The following is a 17,379-nucleotide window of genomic DNA, read 5'->3' as shown; positions in this document are numbered from 1 at the left end:
TTGGCGTGAGATCCGACATGCGGGAGGCTCCGTTGCACGCTGCTCTTCGGGCGCGGCCCGCCGGCGAGGCGAGGGCGGTGCGCCATGGAAGGTGAACGCGATGGAAGGGAGCGGCGGATGATCCTGGTGACCGGAGCGACAGGGAATGTTGGCGGCGCGGTGCTCGAGCAGCTCGTCGACGCGGGCCAGCCGGTCCGCGCGCTCGTGCGCGATCCGGCGAGGCTGGGGGCGCTCGGCGGCGATATCGCCGTCGTGAAGGGCGATCTCTCGAAGCCCGAGACGCTCGACGCCGCGTTCGCGGGCGCGGACAGGGCGTTCCTTGTCTGCGCGGGCGGCGCCCTGCCGGACCTCGCCGGCAACGCGGCCGACGCGGCGAGGAGGGCGGGCGTGAAGCACATCGTGCTGCTCTCGTCGTCGAGCGTCGCCCGCGCGCCCGACGTCCAGATCGCCCGCTGGCACCGCGAGGCCGAGGCGAGGGTCAAGGCGTCGGGCGTCGCCTGGACGATGCTCCGGCCGGGAGGGTTCGCCTCGAACACGCTCCGGTGGGCCGCGTCCATCAAGGCGCAGGGCGCGGTGTTCCAGCCCCTGGGCGACGCCAGGACGAGGCCCATCGACGAGCGCGACATCGCGGCGGTCGCGGTGAAGGCGCTGACCTCGCCGGGGCACGAAGGCAAGGAGTACGAGCTCACCGGGCCGGAGGCGCTGAGCGCGGCGGATCAGGTGGCGAAGATCGGCGCCGCGATCGGCAGGCAGCTCAGGTACGTCGACGTGAGCGAGGACGCCGCCCGCGAGGCGATGGTGAAGGCGAAGCTCCCCGAGGGCTTCATCCGCGCCTTGCTCGAGGCGTTCGCGCTGATCAGGTCCGGGAAGGGAGAGGAGCCGTCGTCCGCCGTCGAGCAGCTCCTCGGGCGCAGGGCGCGGACGTTCGACGAGTGGCTGGAACGCCACGTGAAAGCGTTCCAGTAGGGCACTGCGGTAGATCGCCAAGGAGGAGAGAGCATGACAACGAGAGCAACCAGGATCCTCGTCATCGGCAAGCGGGCAGATATCCTCGAGCGGAGTGTGGCAGCGCTGAACAAACAGGGGCACTCGGCCGTCGGCACCTTGAGCGCGTCGCCGGACACGGAGTTCCACGCCGGCGACTTCGACCTCATCACGATCGGCGGCGGCGTGGACGCCGCCACCCGGGCGCGCCTCCACGCGCGCTTCAAGGAGCAGAACAAGGACGTGATGGTGCTGGACGTGTACGCCCCGATCGCCGGCCAGCAGATCGCCTGGGCGCTCAGGAGATCTTCCGTCGAGGGCGAGCTCGGGAGCGCCTTCTCGGTGACGGAGGCCAGTGACGCCTTCGTCGCCCGCGCGACGATCGAGCGCGCCTGCGCGCTGCGCCTCGACATCTACAGCTACCCCGGCGGCGCCCTGGAGCCGGAGGCCGCGCGCATCGTCGACACCTCCGTCCCCCAGGGAGCGCACGAGTTCAGGATCGAGAAGCAGCTCGCGCGTGACGGGTTCATGGCGGTGCTGACGTTGAACGGCGAGGAGCACCACCTGCACCGCCTGCAGCAGGCCCCTGGCTGAGCCTCGGGCGATCGGAGCCGCTCCGGCACGCGTCACCGCGGGCCCCTCGCAAGGGCGCACCAGGGTCGCGCCCGGCGGCCGCACGGTGCGGGCGCTCGACCAGGTGGATCTCGAGCAATTTACGGATATCTCTTCTCCCAATGGTCGAGGTGACACAGGGCAGACGGCACAGGGTGACATCACGATCATCCGCGACGCACGCGGGTGCCCACGAGGACCTCGCGGCGGTCGAGCGAGCCGCCGTCGGCACGGTGTCTGCACATGCCCGTGCGGAGCTGACCCGCGTCGGGTCGCTCGAGGAGGAACGTCGATGCCTTATTCTCGCTTCACCGCGCTGACTCTCGCCGTCATGGGAGGCCTGGCCGCTCTCGGTATCTCTCGTCCGAGCTCTGCCTGCACGCCTGTGCCGGACGGGCGCTATTTGTCCGGGGTGCTGGGCGTCGTGCCGCTCGACGGGGTCATCGTGGCCCGCGTCAGCTGCTACTCCAACTGTCCGGAGAGCGCACCCGTGCTTCTGGTGAAGGACAAGGACACGGGCGAGGCCATCAGCGGCACCCAGGAGGAGGTCGCCGACGTCGCCGTCGCCGAGCGCGAGAGCGTGCTCGCCTTTCGCCCCACGGCCCCGCTCGTCGACGGCCACACCTACCAGGTCGAGATCGAGGGCCAGGACGTCAGCGCCGGCATCTCGGAGATCTACGCCAGCACCGCTGTCGACATGGACGTGGGCGCCATCCCTGTCCAGAGCAACGTCATCGTGCAAGAGCGCTGGCACGGCAAGATGAGCTGCTGCACCGTCGATCAGCTCCAGGGGAGCTGCGGTCCGGAAGAGCGCTGCGTGGCGGAGGAAATGGAGCGTTACGTCAGCGTCTTCGTCAATGTGAGCGGGGGAGTCGACACCGGCGAGAGGCAGTACGTGCAAGTCGTCACCTTCTCGAGCCCGGACGGGGAGGAGCTCGGCAAGAAAACGGTCTGGAATGAGTTCCCGAGCCAGACGTACGACGTCGCGGCCACGGAGTACTGCTACCAGCTCACGTACAGGAGCCTCATCGACGGCACGACCGTCGAGAAAGAGCGCACCTGCGTTCCGCACGGCGACGCGGGCGAGACGGCCGTCTTCCCGGCCGACCCGGCGCAGATCGCCGCGAACATCGCGGCGTGCTCAGCTCCTCCCCAGGGCTTCGAGGAGGCCTGGTGCAGCGCGAGGACGGCGTTCTGCGAAGAGGCCCCCCACCTCTGCGCCGACAACGACGTGAGCTCCTGCGAGACCCCCGATACGGGTGCCGGCGGCTCGGGGGGATCCGGGGCGGGTGGCAGCGGTGACTCTCCGGAGGACCCGGATGGCGATCACGTCAGCGTCGGCTGCTCGGTCGGCGCGGGCAGCGGCGCCTCGTCCGGCTGGGCGCTGCCCGCGATCGGGCTCGCGCTGTCCCTCGCGCGCCGCGCGCGGCGGCGTCGCGACCGCCGCTGAACGGACCAACCGCGCCATCACAATCGACCCGGCGCTGCGCGAGGCCGCCCGATCCGGCGGCGTTACCTGGCCAGATCCGCGCGCAACGCGTCCGGGCGCTCGCGGATGGAGATGTGATCGCCCACATGGTCGATGTCAATTCCAATCGGCCCGGCCGCGGGGCTCCTCGAGGGCGCCGCGTCGAGAGGAGGTCCCCTCGTTGCATGGCGTGCGGGTGCTGCCGATCGCCGGAGAGCACGGACAGGGGTTCCGGGCTATGGTGCGCGGCGCCCGCGCGAGAGCTCATGACCACCCCCACGACCGCCTCAGCACCGATGAGCCCCGGCGCGCCCGCCCTTCGCCCTTACCAGCGCGCTGCCGTCGACGCCGTCCTCGCGGCCCGCAGGCGCGGCGTCCGGCGCATGGTCGTGTGCCTCCCCACCGGCGCTGGCAAGACGGTCATCTTCTCCCATCTCGCCCGCCTCGCCAGGCGGCAGGTCCTCGTCCTCGCGCACCGCGAAGAGCTCCTCTTCCAGGCCAAGGACAAGATCGAGCGCGCCCTCGCCGGACAGGCCACGGTCGCCGTCGAGCAGGGCGAGCTCCGCGCCCCGGCGGACGCGCGCGTCATCGTCTGTTCCATACGCTCCCTCCACGAGAAGCGGCTGGCGCAGGTCACCGGCGGCCGCGATATCGGCCTCGTGATCTACGACGAATGCCACCACGCCCCCGCCGACGACAACCGCCGCGTCCTCCGCCAGCTCGGCGCCTTCGACCCCGCGTGGACAGGCACCCTCCTCGGGTTCACCGCCACGACGGCCCGCGGCGACGGCAAAGGCCTCGACGATGTCTTCGAGGCGATCGTCTACAGCCGCACCCTCCCCGAGATGATCGCGGACGGCTACCTCGCCCCCCTCACCGGCTACCGCGTCGCCACCGCCACCGACCTCTCCCCCCTCGACGCCGGCGGCCTCGACTTCTCCACGGACGAGCTCGAGGAGGCCGTCGACCTGGAGGAGCGCAACGCGCTCGTCGCCCGCTCCATTCAAGAGCTCGCCCGCGACCGACGCACCATCGCCTTTTGTGTCACGGTCGCGCACGCCAGGAACCTCTCGAAGGCGCTCAACCACCTCGGCGTCCGATCCGCCTATGTCCACGGCGACATGCCCTCCGACCTCCGCGGCCGGATCCTCGCCGATTTCCGGGAAGAGCGCGTCCAGGTCCTCACCAACGTCGCTGTCCTCACCGAGGGCTTCGACGACCCCGGCGTCTCCTGCATCGCCATGGCCCGCCCCACCCGCTCGGATGGGCTCTATGCCCAGTGCGTCGGGCGCGGCACGCGCCTGCATCCAGGCAAGAAGGATTGCCTCATCCTCGATTTCGTCGACCTCTCCTCGCTCCAGCTGTGCACGCTGCCCTCGCTCTTCGGCATGCCCCGCGACCTCGATCTCGAGGGCAGGGACGCTTCGGAGGCGAGCCGCTTCTTTCGGCAGGTGACCTTCGACTACCCCGGGTTCGAGGTCGAGGCGGGCCGCATCACGCTGCGCGAGATCCAGGAGCGCGCCGCGCACTTCGATCCGCTGAGCCTCCGCGTCGACCCCGAGGTGATGGCCATCTCGCGCAATGCGTGGGCCTCTCTCGGCCGCTTCGGGCTCGCGCTCCACTACGAGAGGAAGCCCGGCGCGATCAGCGAGGTCGTCGTCCTCGCCCGCGGCGCTCGCGGGAAGCGGTGGCACGTCCTGCTGGACGGCAAGCAGGTCGAGCGCTTCTCCACCCTCGAAGAGGCGGTGGCCGCGGTCGATTACGAGGTCGCGCGCCGCGGCCCCGCGGCCGGGGCCTCGGCGCGCCACGACGCGCCATGGCGCAGAGCAAAGGCCCCCGTGCCCCTGCCGGCCGAGCCCCCGAGGGGTCATCCCCCGCCGAGCACCATGGAACAGGCGATGATCCTCGCGGTGTGGGCGAGGGTCACCGCGCCGCGCGAGCAGCGCTGACCCGGAGCTACATCGCGACGCCAAGATTCCCGCTTCGCCGTCGCGCTCTCGGCCATCTTCGCAGCCGCCTTCCCGATCGCCGCTCGCTTCGCCGGCACCTCGCCCCGCTTTCGCCTCGGCCTTCCGACCCGCGACCGCATGACGTAGCATGCGGTCATGTCATTCGGCGTGAACGTCCTCCGGAAGCTCATCGAGCTCGCCCACGAGCGCGTCAGCAAGGACGAGTCCGTCATAAGAAAAAACCTTCGCGATCACTTCGCGCTGGACCCCGCGGCGCTTCCCATCGTGGAGGCGAGCTTTCCGGAGTACGACCGTCCGAACGTCCAGGTCGCGCTCGACGCGATGCTGGAAGAGGGGGGACGATCGCACGCGCTCCTCGGGCTCATCGGACGCGACTCCTACGACCGCATTCGGCTCGGGCAGCTCGCCACCGCGACGCAGGCGGGCCTGTTCGAGGGTGGCCCCACCATCGGCCCCGTCGAATACAAGACCGTCGATCTCGATGAAGGCCAGAAGGTCTCGTGCCTTCGATGCGGCCTTCTCCTCGTACACACCCCCGAACGCGTCGCCGTGCTCGTCGGCGGCAGCGAAAGACCATGGGACGGCGGCCTCACGGTGAGCGTCATGGCGCCGGAGCGCGAAGCGGGAGAGCGCTTCCTCGCAAAGCTCCGACGGACGATGCTCGAACGCAACGTCTACCGCGGCAAGGTGGTGTCGCTCGACCAGGTGGACCGCAGCGCCATCGGGGTGAGCTTCCGTCCATTGCGACAGGTCGGAGAGGGGGACCTCATCCTGCCGGGAGACCTGCTCCGGCGCATCGAGCGCTGTACGATTCGCATTTCAGAGCACGCGCGCCCCCTCCTCTCCGCGGGCCGGCACCTGAAGCGCGGCGTTCTGCTGCACGGGCCTCCGGGTACCGGGAAGACGCTCACGGCCATGTATCTCGCGAGCCGCATGGAGGGGCGGACGGTCATCTTGCTGACGGGCCGTTCCCAGGGCCTCATCCGGCAATCGTGCGCCATGGCGCGCTTCCTCCAACCCGCCACCGTGGTGCTCGAGGACGTGGATCTCGTCGCAGAAGATCGCACGCGGCCGGACCAGTCGTGCAATGGGGTGCTCTTCGAGCTCCTGAACGAGATGGATGGCCTCGGGGAAGACGCTGACGTCCTGTTCCTCCTGACCACGAACCGTCCGGATATCCTCGAGCCTGCGCTTGCATCCCGACCCGGCCGCGTCGATCTCGCCGTCGAGGTGCCGCTGCCGGATGGCGAAGGACGCCGCAGGATGTTCGAGCTCTACGGGCGCGGGCTGACGCTCAAGGGGGTCGATCTGCCCCGGTGGATCGCGCGCACCGAGGGGGCGAGCGGCGCCTTCATCCGCGAGCTGCTTCGCAAGGCGGCGGTCTTCGCCGCCGAAGAGGGGCAGGAGATCGTGGTGGACGATCGGCACCTCGACGACGCGATCCGGGAGCTCGTGCTGTGCGGAGGCGGCCTCACGAAGAGCCTGCTCGCGGCGCAGAAGATGATCGAATGAGGGTGATTGGCCGGCCATCGCAATCGGCACGGCCCCTCGCGGCGCGCGATGATGACCGACAGCTACCTAACGAAGGAACTCGGGCCGCGGGCGCTCAAGCTCCCCTCTTTGCGGTCGCCTTCCCGCCCCGCTTCACAGCCGCCCTCTTCGCTGGCGCCTTCTTCGCCGGCGCCTTCTTCGCAGCCGCCTTCTTCGCCGGCGTCTTCTTCGCCGGCGCCTTCTTCACCGCCCGCTTCGCCGGCGCCTCGCCCCGCTTCCGCCGCTCTCCCGGCACCTTCCCGATGCGCGGATCGCCCGCCTCGATGAGCGCGCAGGCCCGCAGCGCGGCTTCCTCGAAATCGGGCGCCTCCGCCGGGAGCACCTGCCAGCCCGTCACCCCGCTCCCGAGCACCGCGATGTTTCGCATGCTCGGAAACTCGGGGCGCAGGGCCGCGTGGTGCTCCGCCGTCGTGGCGAGCCAGACGCCGTTGTCCTGCGCGGGCGCGGGCTTGTCGCGCAGGACGAGGACGATCTTGTCCTCCACATAGACCGCCAGGCAGCCGAACATCGGCCGCGTCTCGGGCCCGAGCGGGGCGAGCGCGTCGAGCACGAACTCGTGCGGTACCGGCTTGCGCTTCCTCGCAGCGAACACGTCGTCCGCCGGCGCGACTCGGCTGCTCCCGCTGCGCTTGATCATGGCGACCAGGATAGACGAAGCGGCGGCCGAACGCACCGCCAGGCCAGCGCCCGCGCGACGCCCCGCGGATACCCGAGGGCCCGAGACCCGCCGAGCGGACCGCGACGCCCCAGCCCGGCGATGCTCCTGCCGCGGTGAGGATCCGGTCGGACCGGACCGGGTTGACACCTGCCCGCGCCCGGTGACACTCCACCGGTGGAACATCGGACGGTCTTGATCGCGGGGGCGAGCATCGCCGGTCCCGCGCTCGCCTTCTGGCTTGCGCGCCACGGATTCCGCCCCGTCGTCGTGGAACGCGCCGACGCGCTCCGGCTCGGCGGGCAGAACATCGATGTCCAGGGCGCGGCGCGGAAGGTCGTGCGCCGCATGGGGATCGAAGGCGACATCCGGGCCGCCACGACGGGGGAGCTGGGACTCCGCTTCGTGGACGAGCACGACGTGACCAGGGCCGAGTTCCCCGCGGAGACCCCGGACACCGGTGGGTTTACGAAGGAGCTCGAGATCCTCCGCGGTGACCTCGCCAGGATCCTCTACGACCGCACCCGAGACACGACGGAGTATGTTTTTGGCGACCAGATCACAGGCCTCCGGGAGCACGGCGACCGGGTGACTGTCTCCTTCGAGCATGGCGCGGCGCGCGAGTTCGACCTCGTGGTCGCTGCCGACGGCATCCGCTCGCGAACCCGTGCGCTCATCGTCGGGGATGAGCCCAGGATTCGCCCGCTCGACCTCTATGCCAGCTACTTCACGATTCCCCGCGGAGCATCCGACAGCGCCTGGGCTCGCTGGTACCATGCCCCCGGCGGGCGATCGATCCTCCTGCGTCCAGACAATACGGGCACCACCCGGGCGTCGCTCTGGTTCCTGTCGCCCCCGCGCGGCTATGAAAGGTTGAGCGTCGCCGAGCAGAAGGCGGTCATCGCGCGCGTCTATGCCGACGCCGGCTGGGAATCGCCGCGGGTGCTCGCGGCGCTGGCAGACTCCGAGGACGTCTATTTCGACGCGGTCAGCCAGGTCATGGCGCCACGCTGGTCACACGGTCGCGCCGCGCTCGTGGGTGACGCCGCGTACTGCCCGTCGCCGGTCAGCGGGATGGGCGCGAGCCTCTCTCTCGTCGGCGCTTACGTGCTCGCGGGAGAGCTGTCGCGGCACGCCGGCCATCGAGACGCCTTCGCGGCCTATGAGAAGCTCATGCGCCCCCATGTCGACCTGGCCCAGAAGCTCCCGCCAGGCGTCCCCTGGATCGCGCACCCGACGTCGAGGCTCGGGGTTTCGCTCCTCCACCGGGTGCTCTGGCTCGCTTCCACTCCCCTGTTGCAGCGCCGCGAGGGGTGGTTCGGCTCCTCCGCGGCCGACAAGATCGAGCTCCCCGATTACTCGAACGGAGGCTGACTGCCGCATGGCAGCAGAACTCGCCGCGACTCACGGAGCGAGCGCCGTCTTGTCGAGGTGCCCGAAGTGCCAGGCCACGGAGGAGCCCGGACCGTAGTCGACCCTCACCGGCTCCTGCGCGGCGAGGCGGTCGAAGGCGGCGCGCGGGAGCAGGAATTGAACGGTGTGGAGATCGCCGTTCGGATGGCGAGCCGCGGTGCTTCGCTCGGCGCCGACGGTGAGCACCAGGTTGGTGGCGCGGAGATCGAAGAACTCGGCGCTGGTGAGCGTGAGCTCGACAGCGTCGGACCCGCTGCGCCTCACGCTCTGGATGGCATTGCCCGCCGTGATCCGCCGCTGCTCGGGGAGGGTCGCACCGGCGGCGCGCGCACGGGCGCTGGGCGGCGCCGCGCTCGACGCGATGGAGGCGAGCTGCCCCGAAGCCGCCAGGGCCTCGGTGGTGGCGCGGGTCGCGCGGATGTTCGCCAGGTACAGGCTGCTTCCGTCGAGCGGGGTGGTGAAGGTCAGACGAACCCCGCGCACCGACGCGAGCGTGGCGCCGCTGAACGAGGACAGCGGAATGCGCGCGGTCGGCAGCGTGGTGCCGGCGCGCGGCGGTGGACCGAGCTCCAGGAACTCATCGATGGCGATGGCGCTCGACCGGGTATCGTCGGCGTTCACGAGCTCCACGAGGAACGACGCCTCGGTCGGGTCGGAGCCCCAGCCGCGGTCGGCGCGAAGATCGAGGAAGTCGTACCCCGTGAGATCGAAGCCCGTGCCGGCGGAGGACCAGTTCGACTGGAAGAACGTCGCGCTGCCCGCGGCCACGTCGTGGATCCAGGCGCCCGAGAGCGACGGATCGTGCCCGCTCAGGGCCGTGTGCTCCACCGAAAGGGTGCCGCCGGTGGTGTTCGGCAGCCCGTAGGAGCTCGTGCCTGTCGGATTGATGAAGTCTTCGAGCATCAGGCTGTCGGCGGAGCCGCCGCCCGGGTGGTAGCCGCGGCGAACGCGGTACGGGACGTCCGGAAAGGGGAAGGCGGGGTCGAACAGGGCGTTCGCGGCCTCGTCGCGCTCCGCGCCCACGTTGGCGGTGAAGAACTGAACGGCCGCCAGGCGACCCGTCTCACGCTGCGCCGGCGAGCCATACTCCAGCGGCTCGAAGAGCTCCTCATGGTCGATGCAGCCCGTGATCCCGCCGCTGTTCCCGTCCGCGAGCTGCCACTCGCTGTTGTAGTAATTGTGATTGGCGCCCCACACATGATAGAAGGACTTGGAGAGGGGCTCCGGCTCGGCGATGCTCATCATGCGATCGAACGGACGCATCCCGGGCAGATCGCTCAGGTCCCAGTCGCAGGCCGGCAGGATCACGTTCCAGGCCGTCTGGTCGGCGTTCAGGCGCTGGCCGTCCTGGCCCTGATCGGTCGGACCGATCTCGAAGATCCCGCGGATGCTCACCGGGCTGTCTATCAGCGCCGGCCAGGGGCTGCCGCTCCGGCGGTACTCGTTGTAGGCGAACCGCACGGCCTCGCCGCCGCGCGAGTGCCCCAGCAAGCCCACCTGGTCGAAATCGATGCGATCGAGCAGGTCCACGCCGAGCTCCGGGGGCGTCGGCTCGGCGCCGCTGTCCCAGCGGCTCAGCCGCTCCAGGTGGCGGAGCAGCAGGCGTCCGCGCGGCCCGATGACGAACTCGTCGCTGGGCGAGCCCGACGCGGCATGGATACCCCGGTTCGTGTTGATCGACACCACGAAATAGCCGCGCGCGGCGAGGTCCTCGGCCATGTAGTCGTAGCCGCGATGGTTGGGGACGACGACGTAGTTCGCCGGGCACGTCCCCGTCGTGGCATACTGGTTGTTGTTGTCCGTACGAGGATTCACGCCCGTGCCGCACGTCGGGTGGTTCCCGTGCATGAACACGAGCAGCGGATACTGCCGGCCGGCCTCCAGGTTCGTCGGGCGGTAGAAGGACGCCCAGAGCTCGGTCGCGTAGTCAGGGCTGACCATCGCGTCGATCGCGGCCGGGAACTTGTACTCCGCGATCGCCACGCCGCCGCCCATCGGCGGCAGGTCGCTGCTCACCGACAGCACGACCGGCTCGATCCCCTGGCTCGGGATGCTGGCGCAGAACCCGAACTGGCGGCTCTCCGACGGGGGGATCGCCGCATTGCTGCCTTGAGGTGTGACCGTGATCTGACCCGTGGTCCCGCTGAACGTGCCATCCCAGGACGAGAAGATGGCGCCCGGGCCGACGTCGAGCGCGACGCTCCACGTCCCCGTCGTGGCGCTCGGGTGCTGGTTGCTCACGACGATATGCGCGCAGTACCCCTGAGCCCACTGCGAATCGATCACGCGATCCGCGCTGATCCCGTTCGCGCCCTGCAGCGCGGCCTGCGATGTGCCGATCGACTCCGTCGAGCCGTCGCTGCATGCCGGCAGCAGCGCCAGCGCCGCAGCCGCCACCCACGTGTCCCATCTGCTCTGAAAGCTGAAGTTGTGCATGGTTCTTACCCAAGTTGGTGATGAAGCGTTTGATCGTCGCGCCTCGTTCGGCAGGGCGGCGAACCACCCCATGCGTCACGACGATCTGCTGACACTTGAACCGATCTAGCGTCCGGATTCATGGCCTGGCAAGCGCCGGGGATGACCCGATGCGCATGCGCGATGCCGTGATTCAGCCGTGATACCGGGGCTCACACCTGACGACGCACGCCGCGCGCTCGTGCCGGCGCGGAGGGCGGTCGCTCTCGGTGTGACGAACGCTATTGGCAAACAAAGGAGCCCTGTCAAGCTCAGCAGTGCGGAATCATTTCTCCCATCGCCGGACGGCCAATGACGGCGCATTGCATAGTCGCCCTTCGACGCCTGCGCCAGTCGGGTTCTTCCGGACTTCAGCACGGATCGTCATGCGCTTGGCGCTCCCTCGGCGACTCGTGGTTTAATTTCGAAAACTATCGTGTGAAATAATGTAAAGAAGCATGAAGCTCATTGCATCCGGGCGTCCGCCGGCGGCGCGACGCGCCGTGAAGAGGCGAGGCCGCGCCGGGGCTCGACGCTCGCCCTCCCCGCACCGGTCCGTCAACCGGGTGGTTCGACAGATCCAGCACACCCGCACGGGCCCGCTGTCGCCTATGCTGCCGGAGCCATGGCGATCGGCGGCATCAACCACGTGACCCTCGCGGTTCGAGATCTCGACCGCGCCGTGCAGTTCTACGTCCAGGTGCTCGGGGGAACGCGGCGAGCGCAGTGGGCCAGGGGCGCGTACCTCGAGCTGGGAACGCTCTGGCTCTGTCTGGAGCTCGACGCGCACGCCGCGCGGCAGGCCGACGACTCGCACCTCGCGTTCTCGGTCGATGCAGAGGGCTTCGCCTCCCTGGGCGAGGCCATTCACCTGAGCGGGGCCCGGATCTGGAAAGAGAACCGCTCCGAAGGGGCATCGCTCTACTTCGAGGACCCCGACGGCCACAAGCTCGAGATCCGCGTCGGCGACCTCCGGACGCGCCTTACGTCCTGCCGCGAAACCCCCTATGAAGGGATGGAGTTCTTCGACGACGGAGAGAGCGAGGCGCCGGCGCGCTGAGCGATCACCACGCGGCGCTCGACATCGTCGAGGTACAGAAGGGGACGTCGCGCGGATGTCGCTGGCCAAAGCAGGGCTGAAGGACAGGAGCACGTCGGCTGTCGTGAGCCGTCACGCGCTCGAAGACGGGCGCGTCGCCGGCCAGAGTCGGACGAGGAGCGCGCTGGCCGCCGCCGACGAGGCGAGGGCCGTCACCGCCAGCCAGCCCCACCGGGCGAAGAGCACGCTGCCCAGCGCGGCGCCGGAGGCCATCCCGACGAACATGCCGACGACGAGCACGGCGTTGACACGGCTGCGCGCGCCGGGCTCGAGGCCATAAACGATGGTCTGATGCGCCACCAGCGCGGCCTGGATACCGAGGTCGAAGGCGACGGCGCTGGCGCCGAGCAGCCACAGCCGTCCATGCACCGACAGCATGGGCGACAGCGCCATGGCAGCGAAGGCCACGAACGAGAGGGCGGCGCCCATGCGCGTCACCCGTTCGGGCCCGCTGCGGTCGGCGATGCGGCCGGCCAGGGGCGCCGCCACCGCGCCGGCCGCCCCGGCCAGGCCGAAGGCGCCCGCCACCGCGCTGCCGAGATGAAACGGCGCGCCGTGCAACATCACGGCGAGCGTGGACCAGAACGCGCTGAACCCCACCGACAGCAGCCCCTGGGCCAGCGTCGCGCGGCGCAGGGCGCCGTGGCGCTTCCACAGGTCGGCCAGGGAGCCGAGCAGCGCGGCGTAGCTCAGCCGCGTTGTCGGCTCGAAGCGCGGCAGGCTGCGCCACATCGCCGCGCCGAGCAGGGCGATGCTGGCCGCGGCGGCCACGAACACCGCGCGCCAGCCGAAATTCTCCGCCACGAAGCCGCTGATCACGCGCGACAGCAGGATGCCCAGCAAGAGGCCGGTCATCACGGTGCCGACCACCTTGCCCCGGTGCGCCTCCGGGGCCAGCGTCGCGGCGGCGGGCACGATGTCCTGCGCCAACGTCGCGGCCAGGCCGGTGATCAGGCTGGCGACCAGCAGCGTGCCGATCGCGTGCGCGGCGCCGCCGAGCAGCAGCGCGCCCGCCAGCAAGGCAGCCTTGGCCAGGATGATGCGCCGCCGGTCGTAGCGGTCACCGAGCGGCGCGAGCAGCAGGATGCCGAGCGCATAGCCGAGCTGCGTGAGCGTGGGCACGAGGCCGAGCGCGCGGTCCGAGGCGCCGATCTCGGCCCCCAGCACGCCGAGCATGGGCTGGCTGTAGTAGATCGAGGCCACGGCCAGGCCCGCGCCGGTGGCCAGCAGCAGCACCAGGGCGGCGGGCAGCGGTGGCGCGGACGCGGCGGGCAGCGGCTGGGTGGCGGGGGGTGTATGCGTCAACGGAATGGCGTGCATGGTACAGCAAGGTTAGGAAGCGTCGCTCCTGCGCTGTAGTGGCATGGATCGCACGATGGTTATACCGTCGGCGTATGACCAGGCCGGCACCTCCCTCGCCCTCGTCGCTGGACGACATCGGCTTGCTGCAGACCTTCGTGAGGATCGTCGAGGCCGGCAGCCTGTCGGCCGCGGCCACCCTGCTGGGGACGACGCAGCCCACCGTGAGCCGGCGCTTGCAGGCGCTGGAGCGCTCGCTGGGCCTGCCGTTGCTGCAGCGCTCCACGCACACGATGAAGCTGACCGAGGACGGCGAGCGGTGCTTCGAGCGCGCCAAGGCGCTGCTGGCCAGCCTGGAGGCGTTCACGTCGGACATGCGAGGCGACCGCGACCAGCCCGACGGGACGCTTCGGGTGGTCGTGCCGCACGCGTTCGGCCAGCGCCAGCTGGTCAAGCCGCTGGCCGACTACCTGCGCCGCTACCCGCGCGTCTCGGTCGAGTGGCTGCTGCACGACGGGCAGCCGAGCTTCATCGCCGACGGCATCGACTGCGCGATCCTTGTCGGCGCGGTGGCCGATCCGGCCGTGGTGGCGATCCGCCTGACCGAGGTGCCGCGCATCGTGGCCGCCGCGCCCTCGGTGCTGGGCCGGGCCGCGCGGCCGGCTCATCCATCGGACCTGGCCGACATGCCCTGGCTGGCGTTGCGCACCTACTACCGCGACACGATCACGCTGACCCACGCGTCGGGCGGAGAGCGGGTCGAGCTCGCGATCCGCCCGCGCATGAGCACCGACAGCCTGTATGCCCTGCGCAGCGCCGCGCTGATGGGGCTGGGCGTCTGCGTGGCGTCGTCCTGGCTGTTGACCGACGACCTGGCGCAGAAGCGGCTGCTGCACCTCGCGCCGTCGTGGCAAGCGGATCCGCTGCCGGTCCACCTGGTCTATCCCCATGCCCGCTTCTATCCGGCCCGGCTGCGTCGCTTCATCGAGGTGATGCGGGAGTCCGTGCCGGCGGTGGTCGACGGCGCGGCGGCGCGGCGCGGCTGAGCAATGAGCCGCCAAGCGCGCCAAGGACGCCAAGAACAAACACAATCCTGGCGTCCTTGGCGCGCTTGGCGGCTCAAATTCCTGCTCTTTTCAGGGGTTTCAACCCGTTTGTCGCTCTAGGATGTTCGGCGGCTCCGAGAGGTTCGCTCCATGTCCAAGCTTCGCCTGGTCGCGCATGTTGGTCCCCTGCGGGGTGAACCTGGCACTCGCCCCACCGCTGGCACGCTCGGGGGTGCAGGTCAGCGGATGCCGCCGGCCGAAGTCGTCTTGATGGAGGTCCTCGACGGCGGACCAGCGCTCCTCTACCGCTTCACACGGGACGGCGTCTTCGCTGGCGACACATGGCACGAATGCCGCGAGAACGCTGAAGACCAGCTGGAGTTCGAGGTCGGCGCTGCCATCGGCGCCTGGACTGCCGTGCCTTTGGAGGTGGAGGATGCCCAGGCCTACGCGGTCGACTGGGCACAGCGCACGCTTCCAGAACGCTGACCGTACACCTCTGATGCGGAGCGCTCGATCGATGCCGTCGAGGTCCTGTTCGGGCGAGGCAGCACGATGCCGCCGAACCGCCGGGCCGCGGTGAGCGTCCGCGCCGCAGTCTCCGGCGCTATCCTTCCCGCATGACGCCCCGACCCGTCTTCGTCGATCAGGCCCTGTCCGCCCGGCTCGAGGCCACCGAGGCCGCGAAAATCGAGGCGCTCGCGCGCGAGGTCGCCGCGCGGGTCCCGGCCCGGCGCGCCGCCTTCGCCGCCATCGCCGGCGGTCGCGCCGCGTTCGTGGCGCCCCACGCCCGGCTCTCGCGCGCGGTCGGCCTCGGGTTGAACGGCCCGGTCGAGGCGCGCGACGTCGAGGCGCTCGAGGACTTCTTCGCCTCGCGCGGCACCGCGGCGCGCATCCTTGTCTCGCCCTTTGCCCACCCTTCGCTGCTCGCGCGGCTCGGGGAGCGCGGCTTCCGCCTGGACTCGCTCGACACCGTGCTCGTGCGCCACCTCGCCCCCGCCGTCGAGGCCCACGCTCCTGAGCCGGCCACGCACGGCGGCCTCGTCGTGCGGCGCGCCGCGCGCGAGGACGCCTCGGCGTGGGTCGCGGCCTCGCTCTCCGCCTTCGCCACCCCGGGTGAGCCTCCGTCCGATCGGGCCGACATCTTCGAGGCGGGCTTCCACGTGCCCGGGGCGGCGTACTTCCTGGCATCGTCAGCCACAGGCGCCGGCCCCGTCGCCGGCGTCGGCGCGGTCTACGTGCACGAGCGAGTCGCCCTCTTGTTTGCCGGAGGCACACTCGCGGCCCACCGCGGCCGGGGCGTGCAGCGCGCCCTCATCGACGCCCGCCTCCCCTACGCCCGCGACGCGGGGTGCGACCTCGCCTACTCGGTGGCCGAGGCGGGGAGCACCTCGCAGCGCAACCTGGAGCGCGCGGGCCTCGTGGCCGTCTATTCGCAAGCGATGCTCATCAAGTCGTTCGCCTGAGCCGTCTTCGGGGGTAACCTCCCGTCAGACCATAGCGATCGCGAAGAGTGGATTGCATGCCGAAGCTTCACGAGATCCGAGCGGACTACGACGCGGAGACCATCGTCATGTACCAGGCCTACGCGCCGGCCATCGCCGAGCCTGCGCTCGCTGCCCAGCGCTTCGTCGCCCCGTTCTCGTTCGGTCGCATGACATGGATCAAGCCGTCGTTTCTCTGGCTCATGCACCGCAGCAACTGGGGGCGCAAGGCCGGGCAGGAGCGGATCCTCGCCGTCCGCATCCGGCGGACGGGCTGGGAGCAGGCGCTCTCCCTCGCCGTCCTCACCTCGCCGGAAGCGACGGTGTTTCGCTCGCCGGACGAGTGGAGCAAGGCGTTTGCCGGAGCCAAGGTCCACATTCAATGGGATACCGAGCGCAACCTGCGAGGCGGCCCGCTGCCTTGCTACAGCATCCAGGTCGGCGTCGGCCGCGATCTCATTCGCGAGTATGCAGAGAGCTGGGTCGTCGCCATCGAGGATCGAACTCCACTGGTCAGGAAGATGTACCAGCAGATTCAGGCCGGTCACGCGGACAGCGCGGCGAAGTCGCTGCCGCGCGAGAGGCCCTACGCCGTTGACGAGAGGATCGCCAGGCGGCTGCTCATCGACCCATGACGCGCCATCGACGAACTGGCTCATCGAGCAGACGGGAGAGGCGGATGGACTGGCGAGCGGAGCTCCAGATCTTGATCGACGCGGGTATCACGATTGCCCCCGGTCTGACGCAATCCGAGTTCGACCGGGCCGAGTCTGTCATTGGCGCCAGGTTTCCGCCTGATCTACGCTCCTTTCTCTCGGAGGGGCTCCCGGCGGGCGAGCGCTTTCCCGACTGGCGGGAGCCACACTCGACGGAGATTCGCCGGCGGCTCGACTGGCCCTTCGAAGGCATCGCGTTCGACATCGAGCACAACGGGTTCTGGTTGGACGCGTGGGGCGCTCGTCCTCCGGAGCTGCCAGAAGCGTCGCAGATCGCTCGGGCCACGGTCGCAGAGGCGCCCCGCCTGATTCCCGTCGCGGGCCACCGCTACATTCCGGCGGAGCCGGTGCTCGCCGGAAACCCCGTCTTCTCGGTCTACCAGACCGACATCATTTGCTACGGCAGCGATCTCGCGACGTACCTGCGCCGCGAATTTCGCCGACCGTCTCCCGTCGACGCCGCCAGCGGAGGCATTCGCAGGATCCGCTTCTGGAGCGACCTCGTGGATGCCAACGGATAGGGAGCCCCCAACGCCGCACAGCGTGATGTTCCGGCAGCGGGATGGTATGGCTCTGCATCCACGAACATGGGTCCCTCACACCGGCGAGCCCTGAACCTTCCGGACAC

The 17,379-nt window shown here is 70.1% G+C and carries 15 protein-coding genes; 12 read left to right on the top strand and 3 right to left on the bottom strand.

Annotated elements, in window-relative coordinates; all coding sequences use genetic code 11:
- Positions 1-84 precede the first annotated feature (84 nt).
- From WMF44_RS47835 to WMF44_RS47815, 5 genes are all read left to right on the top strand, one after another.
- A complete protein-coding gene (locus WMF44_RS47835; RefSeq protein WP_437296722.1) occupies positions 85-966 on the top strand; it encodes an SDR family oxidoreductase in 882 nt (293 codons plus the stop codon).
- A 33-nt stretch (positions 967-999) separates the two neighbouring features.
- A complete protein-coding gene (locus tag WMF44_RS47830; protein ID WP_437296721.1) occupies positions 1,000-1,578 on the top strand; it encodes a hypothetical protein in 579 nt (192 codons plus the stop codon).
- A 310-nt stretch (positions 1,579-1,888) separates the two neighbouring features.
- Positions 1,889-3,046, top strand: a complete 1,158-nt coding sequence (locus WMF44_RS47825) for a hypothetical protein (protein ID WP_437296720.1) — start codon at positions 1,889-1,891, stop codon at positions 3,044-3,046.
- A gap of 284 nt (positions 3,047-3,330) precedes the next feature.
- Positions 3,331-5,013: a DEAD/DEAH box helicase gene (locus tag WMF44_RS47820; RefSeq protein ID WP_437296719.1), complete on the top strand. Its 1,683-nt coding sequence runs from the start codon at positions 3,331-3,333 to the stop codon at positions 5,011-5,013.
- 156 nt (positions 5,014-5,169) lie between these two features.
- A complete protein-coding gene (locus WMF44_RS47815; RefSeq protein ID WP_437296718.1) occupies positions 5,170-6,546 on the top strand; it encodes an AAA family ATPase in 1,377 nt (458 codons plus the stop codon).
- Between the two features lie 94 nt (positions 6,547-6,640).
- Here the strand turns inward: WMF44_RS47815 and WMF44_RS47810 are convergent, their stop codons facing one another.
- Entirely contained in the window at positions 6,641-7,222 is a 582-nt protein-coding gene (locus WMF44_RS47810) for a hypothetical protein (protein WP_437296717.1), read from the bottom strand.
- Between the two features lie 195 nt (positions 7,223-7,417).
- On the opposite strand from WMF44_RS47810, the gene WMF44_RS47805 reads away from it, so the two are divergent.
- Positions 7,418-8,614: an FAD-dependent monooxygenase gene (locus WMF44_RS47805; protein ID WP_437296716.1), complete on the top strand. Its 1,197-nt coding sequence runs from the start codon at positions 7,418-7,420 to the stop codon at positions 8,612-8,614.
- A 30-nt stretch (positions 8,615-8,644) separates the two neighbouring features.
- Here WMF44_RS47805 and WMF44_RS47800 read toward each other — a convergent pair whose 3' ends face one another.
- Complete coding sequence (locus WMF44_RS47800) at positions 8,645-11,089, bottom strand: cellulose binding domain-containing protein (protein WP_437296715.1); 2,445 nt, start codon at positions 11,087-11,089, stop codon at positions 8,645-8,647.
- Between the two features lie 643 nt (positions 11,090-11,732).
- Here WMF44_RS47800 and WMF44_RS47795 point away from each other — a divergent pair.
- Positions 11,733-12,167 (top strand): fosfomycin resistance glutathione transferase, encoded by a 435-nt coding sequence (locus WMF44_RS47795; RefSeq protein ID WP_437296714.1) that lies wholly within the window; start codon positions 11,733-11,735, stop codon positions 12,165-12,167.
- Positions 12,168-12,278: 111 nt separating this feature from the next.
- On the opposite strand, the gene WMF44_RS47790 is transcribed toward WMF44_RS47795, so the two are convergent.
- The gene (locus tag WMF44_RS47790) at positions 12,279-13,526 is read right to left on the bottom strand and encodes an MFS transporter (protein ID WP_437296713.1); all 1,248 of its coding nucleotides are present in this window, start codon (positions 13,524-13,526) and stop codon (positions 12,279-12,281) included.
- On the opposite strand from WMF44_RS47790, the gene WMF44_RS47785 reads away from it, so the two are divergent.
- The 5 genes from WMF44_RS47785 to WMF44_RS47765 all read left to right on the top strand — a co-directional run bounded on the left by WMF44_RS47785 (position 13,499) and on the right by WMF44_RS47765 (position 17,272).
- Positions 13,499-14,551, top strand: a complete 1,053-nt coding sequence (locus WMF44_RS47785; RefSeq protein ID WP_437296712.1) for a LysR family transcriptional regulator — start codon at positions 13,499-13,501, stop codon at positions 14,549-14,551. The two genes, WMF44_RS47790 and WMF44_RS47785, sit on opposite strands and share 28 nt — an antisense overlap.
- A gap of 150 nt (positions 14,552-14,701) precedes the next feature.
- A complete protein-coding gene (locus tag WMF44_RS47780) occupies positions 14,702-15,040 on the top strand; it encodes a hypothetical protein (RefSeq protein ID WP_437296711.1) in 339 nt (112 codons plus the stop codon).
- Positions 15,041-15,171: 131 nt separating this feature from the next.
- Positions 15,172-16,017 (top strand): N-acetyltransferase, encoded by an 846-nt coding sequence (locus WMF44_RS47775; protein WP_437296710.1) that lies wholly within the window; start codon positions 15,172-15,174, stop codon positions 16,015-16,017.
- Between the two features lie 56 nt (positions 16,018-16,073).
- Positions 16,074-16,670: a DUF4291 domain-containing protein gene (locus WMF44_RS47770; RefSeq protein ID WP_437296709.1), complete on the top strand. Its 597-nt coding sequence runs from the start codon at positions 16,074-16,076 to the stop codon at positions 16,668-16,670.
- Between the two features lie 71 nt (positions 16,671-16,741).
- A complete protein-coding gene (locus WMF44_RS47765; protein WP_437296708.1) occupies positions 16,742-17,272 on the top strand; it encodes an SMI1/KNR4 family protein in 531 nt (176 codons plus the stop codon).
- Positions 17,273-17,379 lie beyond the last annotated feature (107 nt).

The sequence above is a fragment of the Sorangium sp. So ce426 genome (genome assembly GCF_051475585.1).
GTDB classification, from domain to species: domain Bacteria; phylum Myxococcota_A; class Polyangia; order Polyangiales; family Polyangiaceae; genus Sorangium; species Sorangium cellulosum_B.
This window is presented reverse-complemented; position numbering and strand designations above follow the sequence as displayed.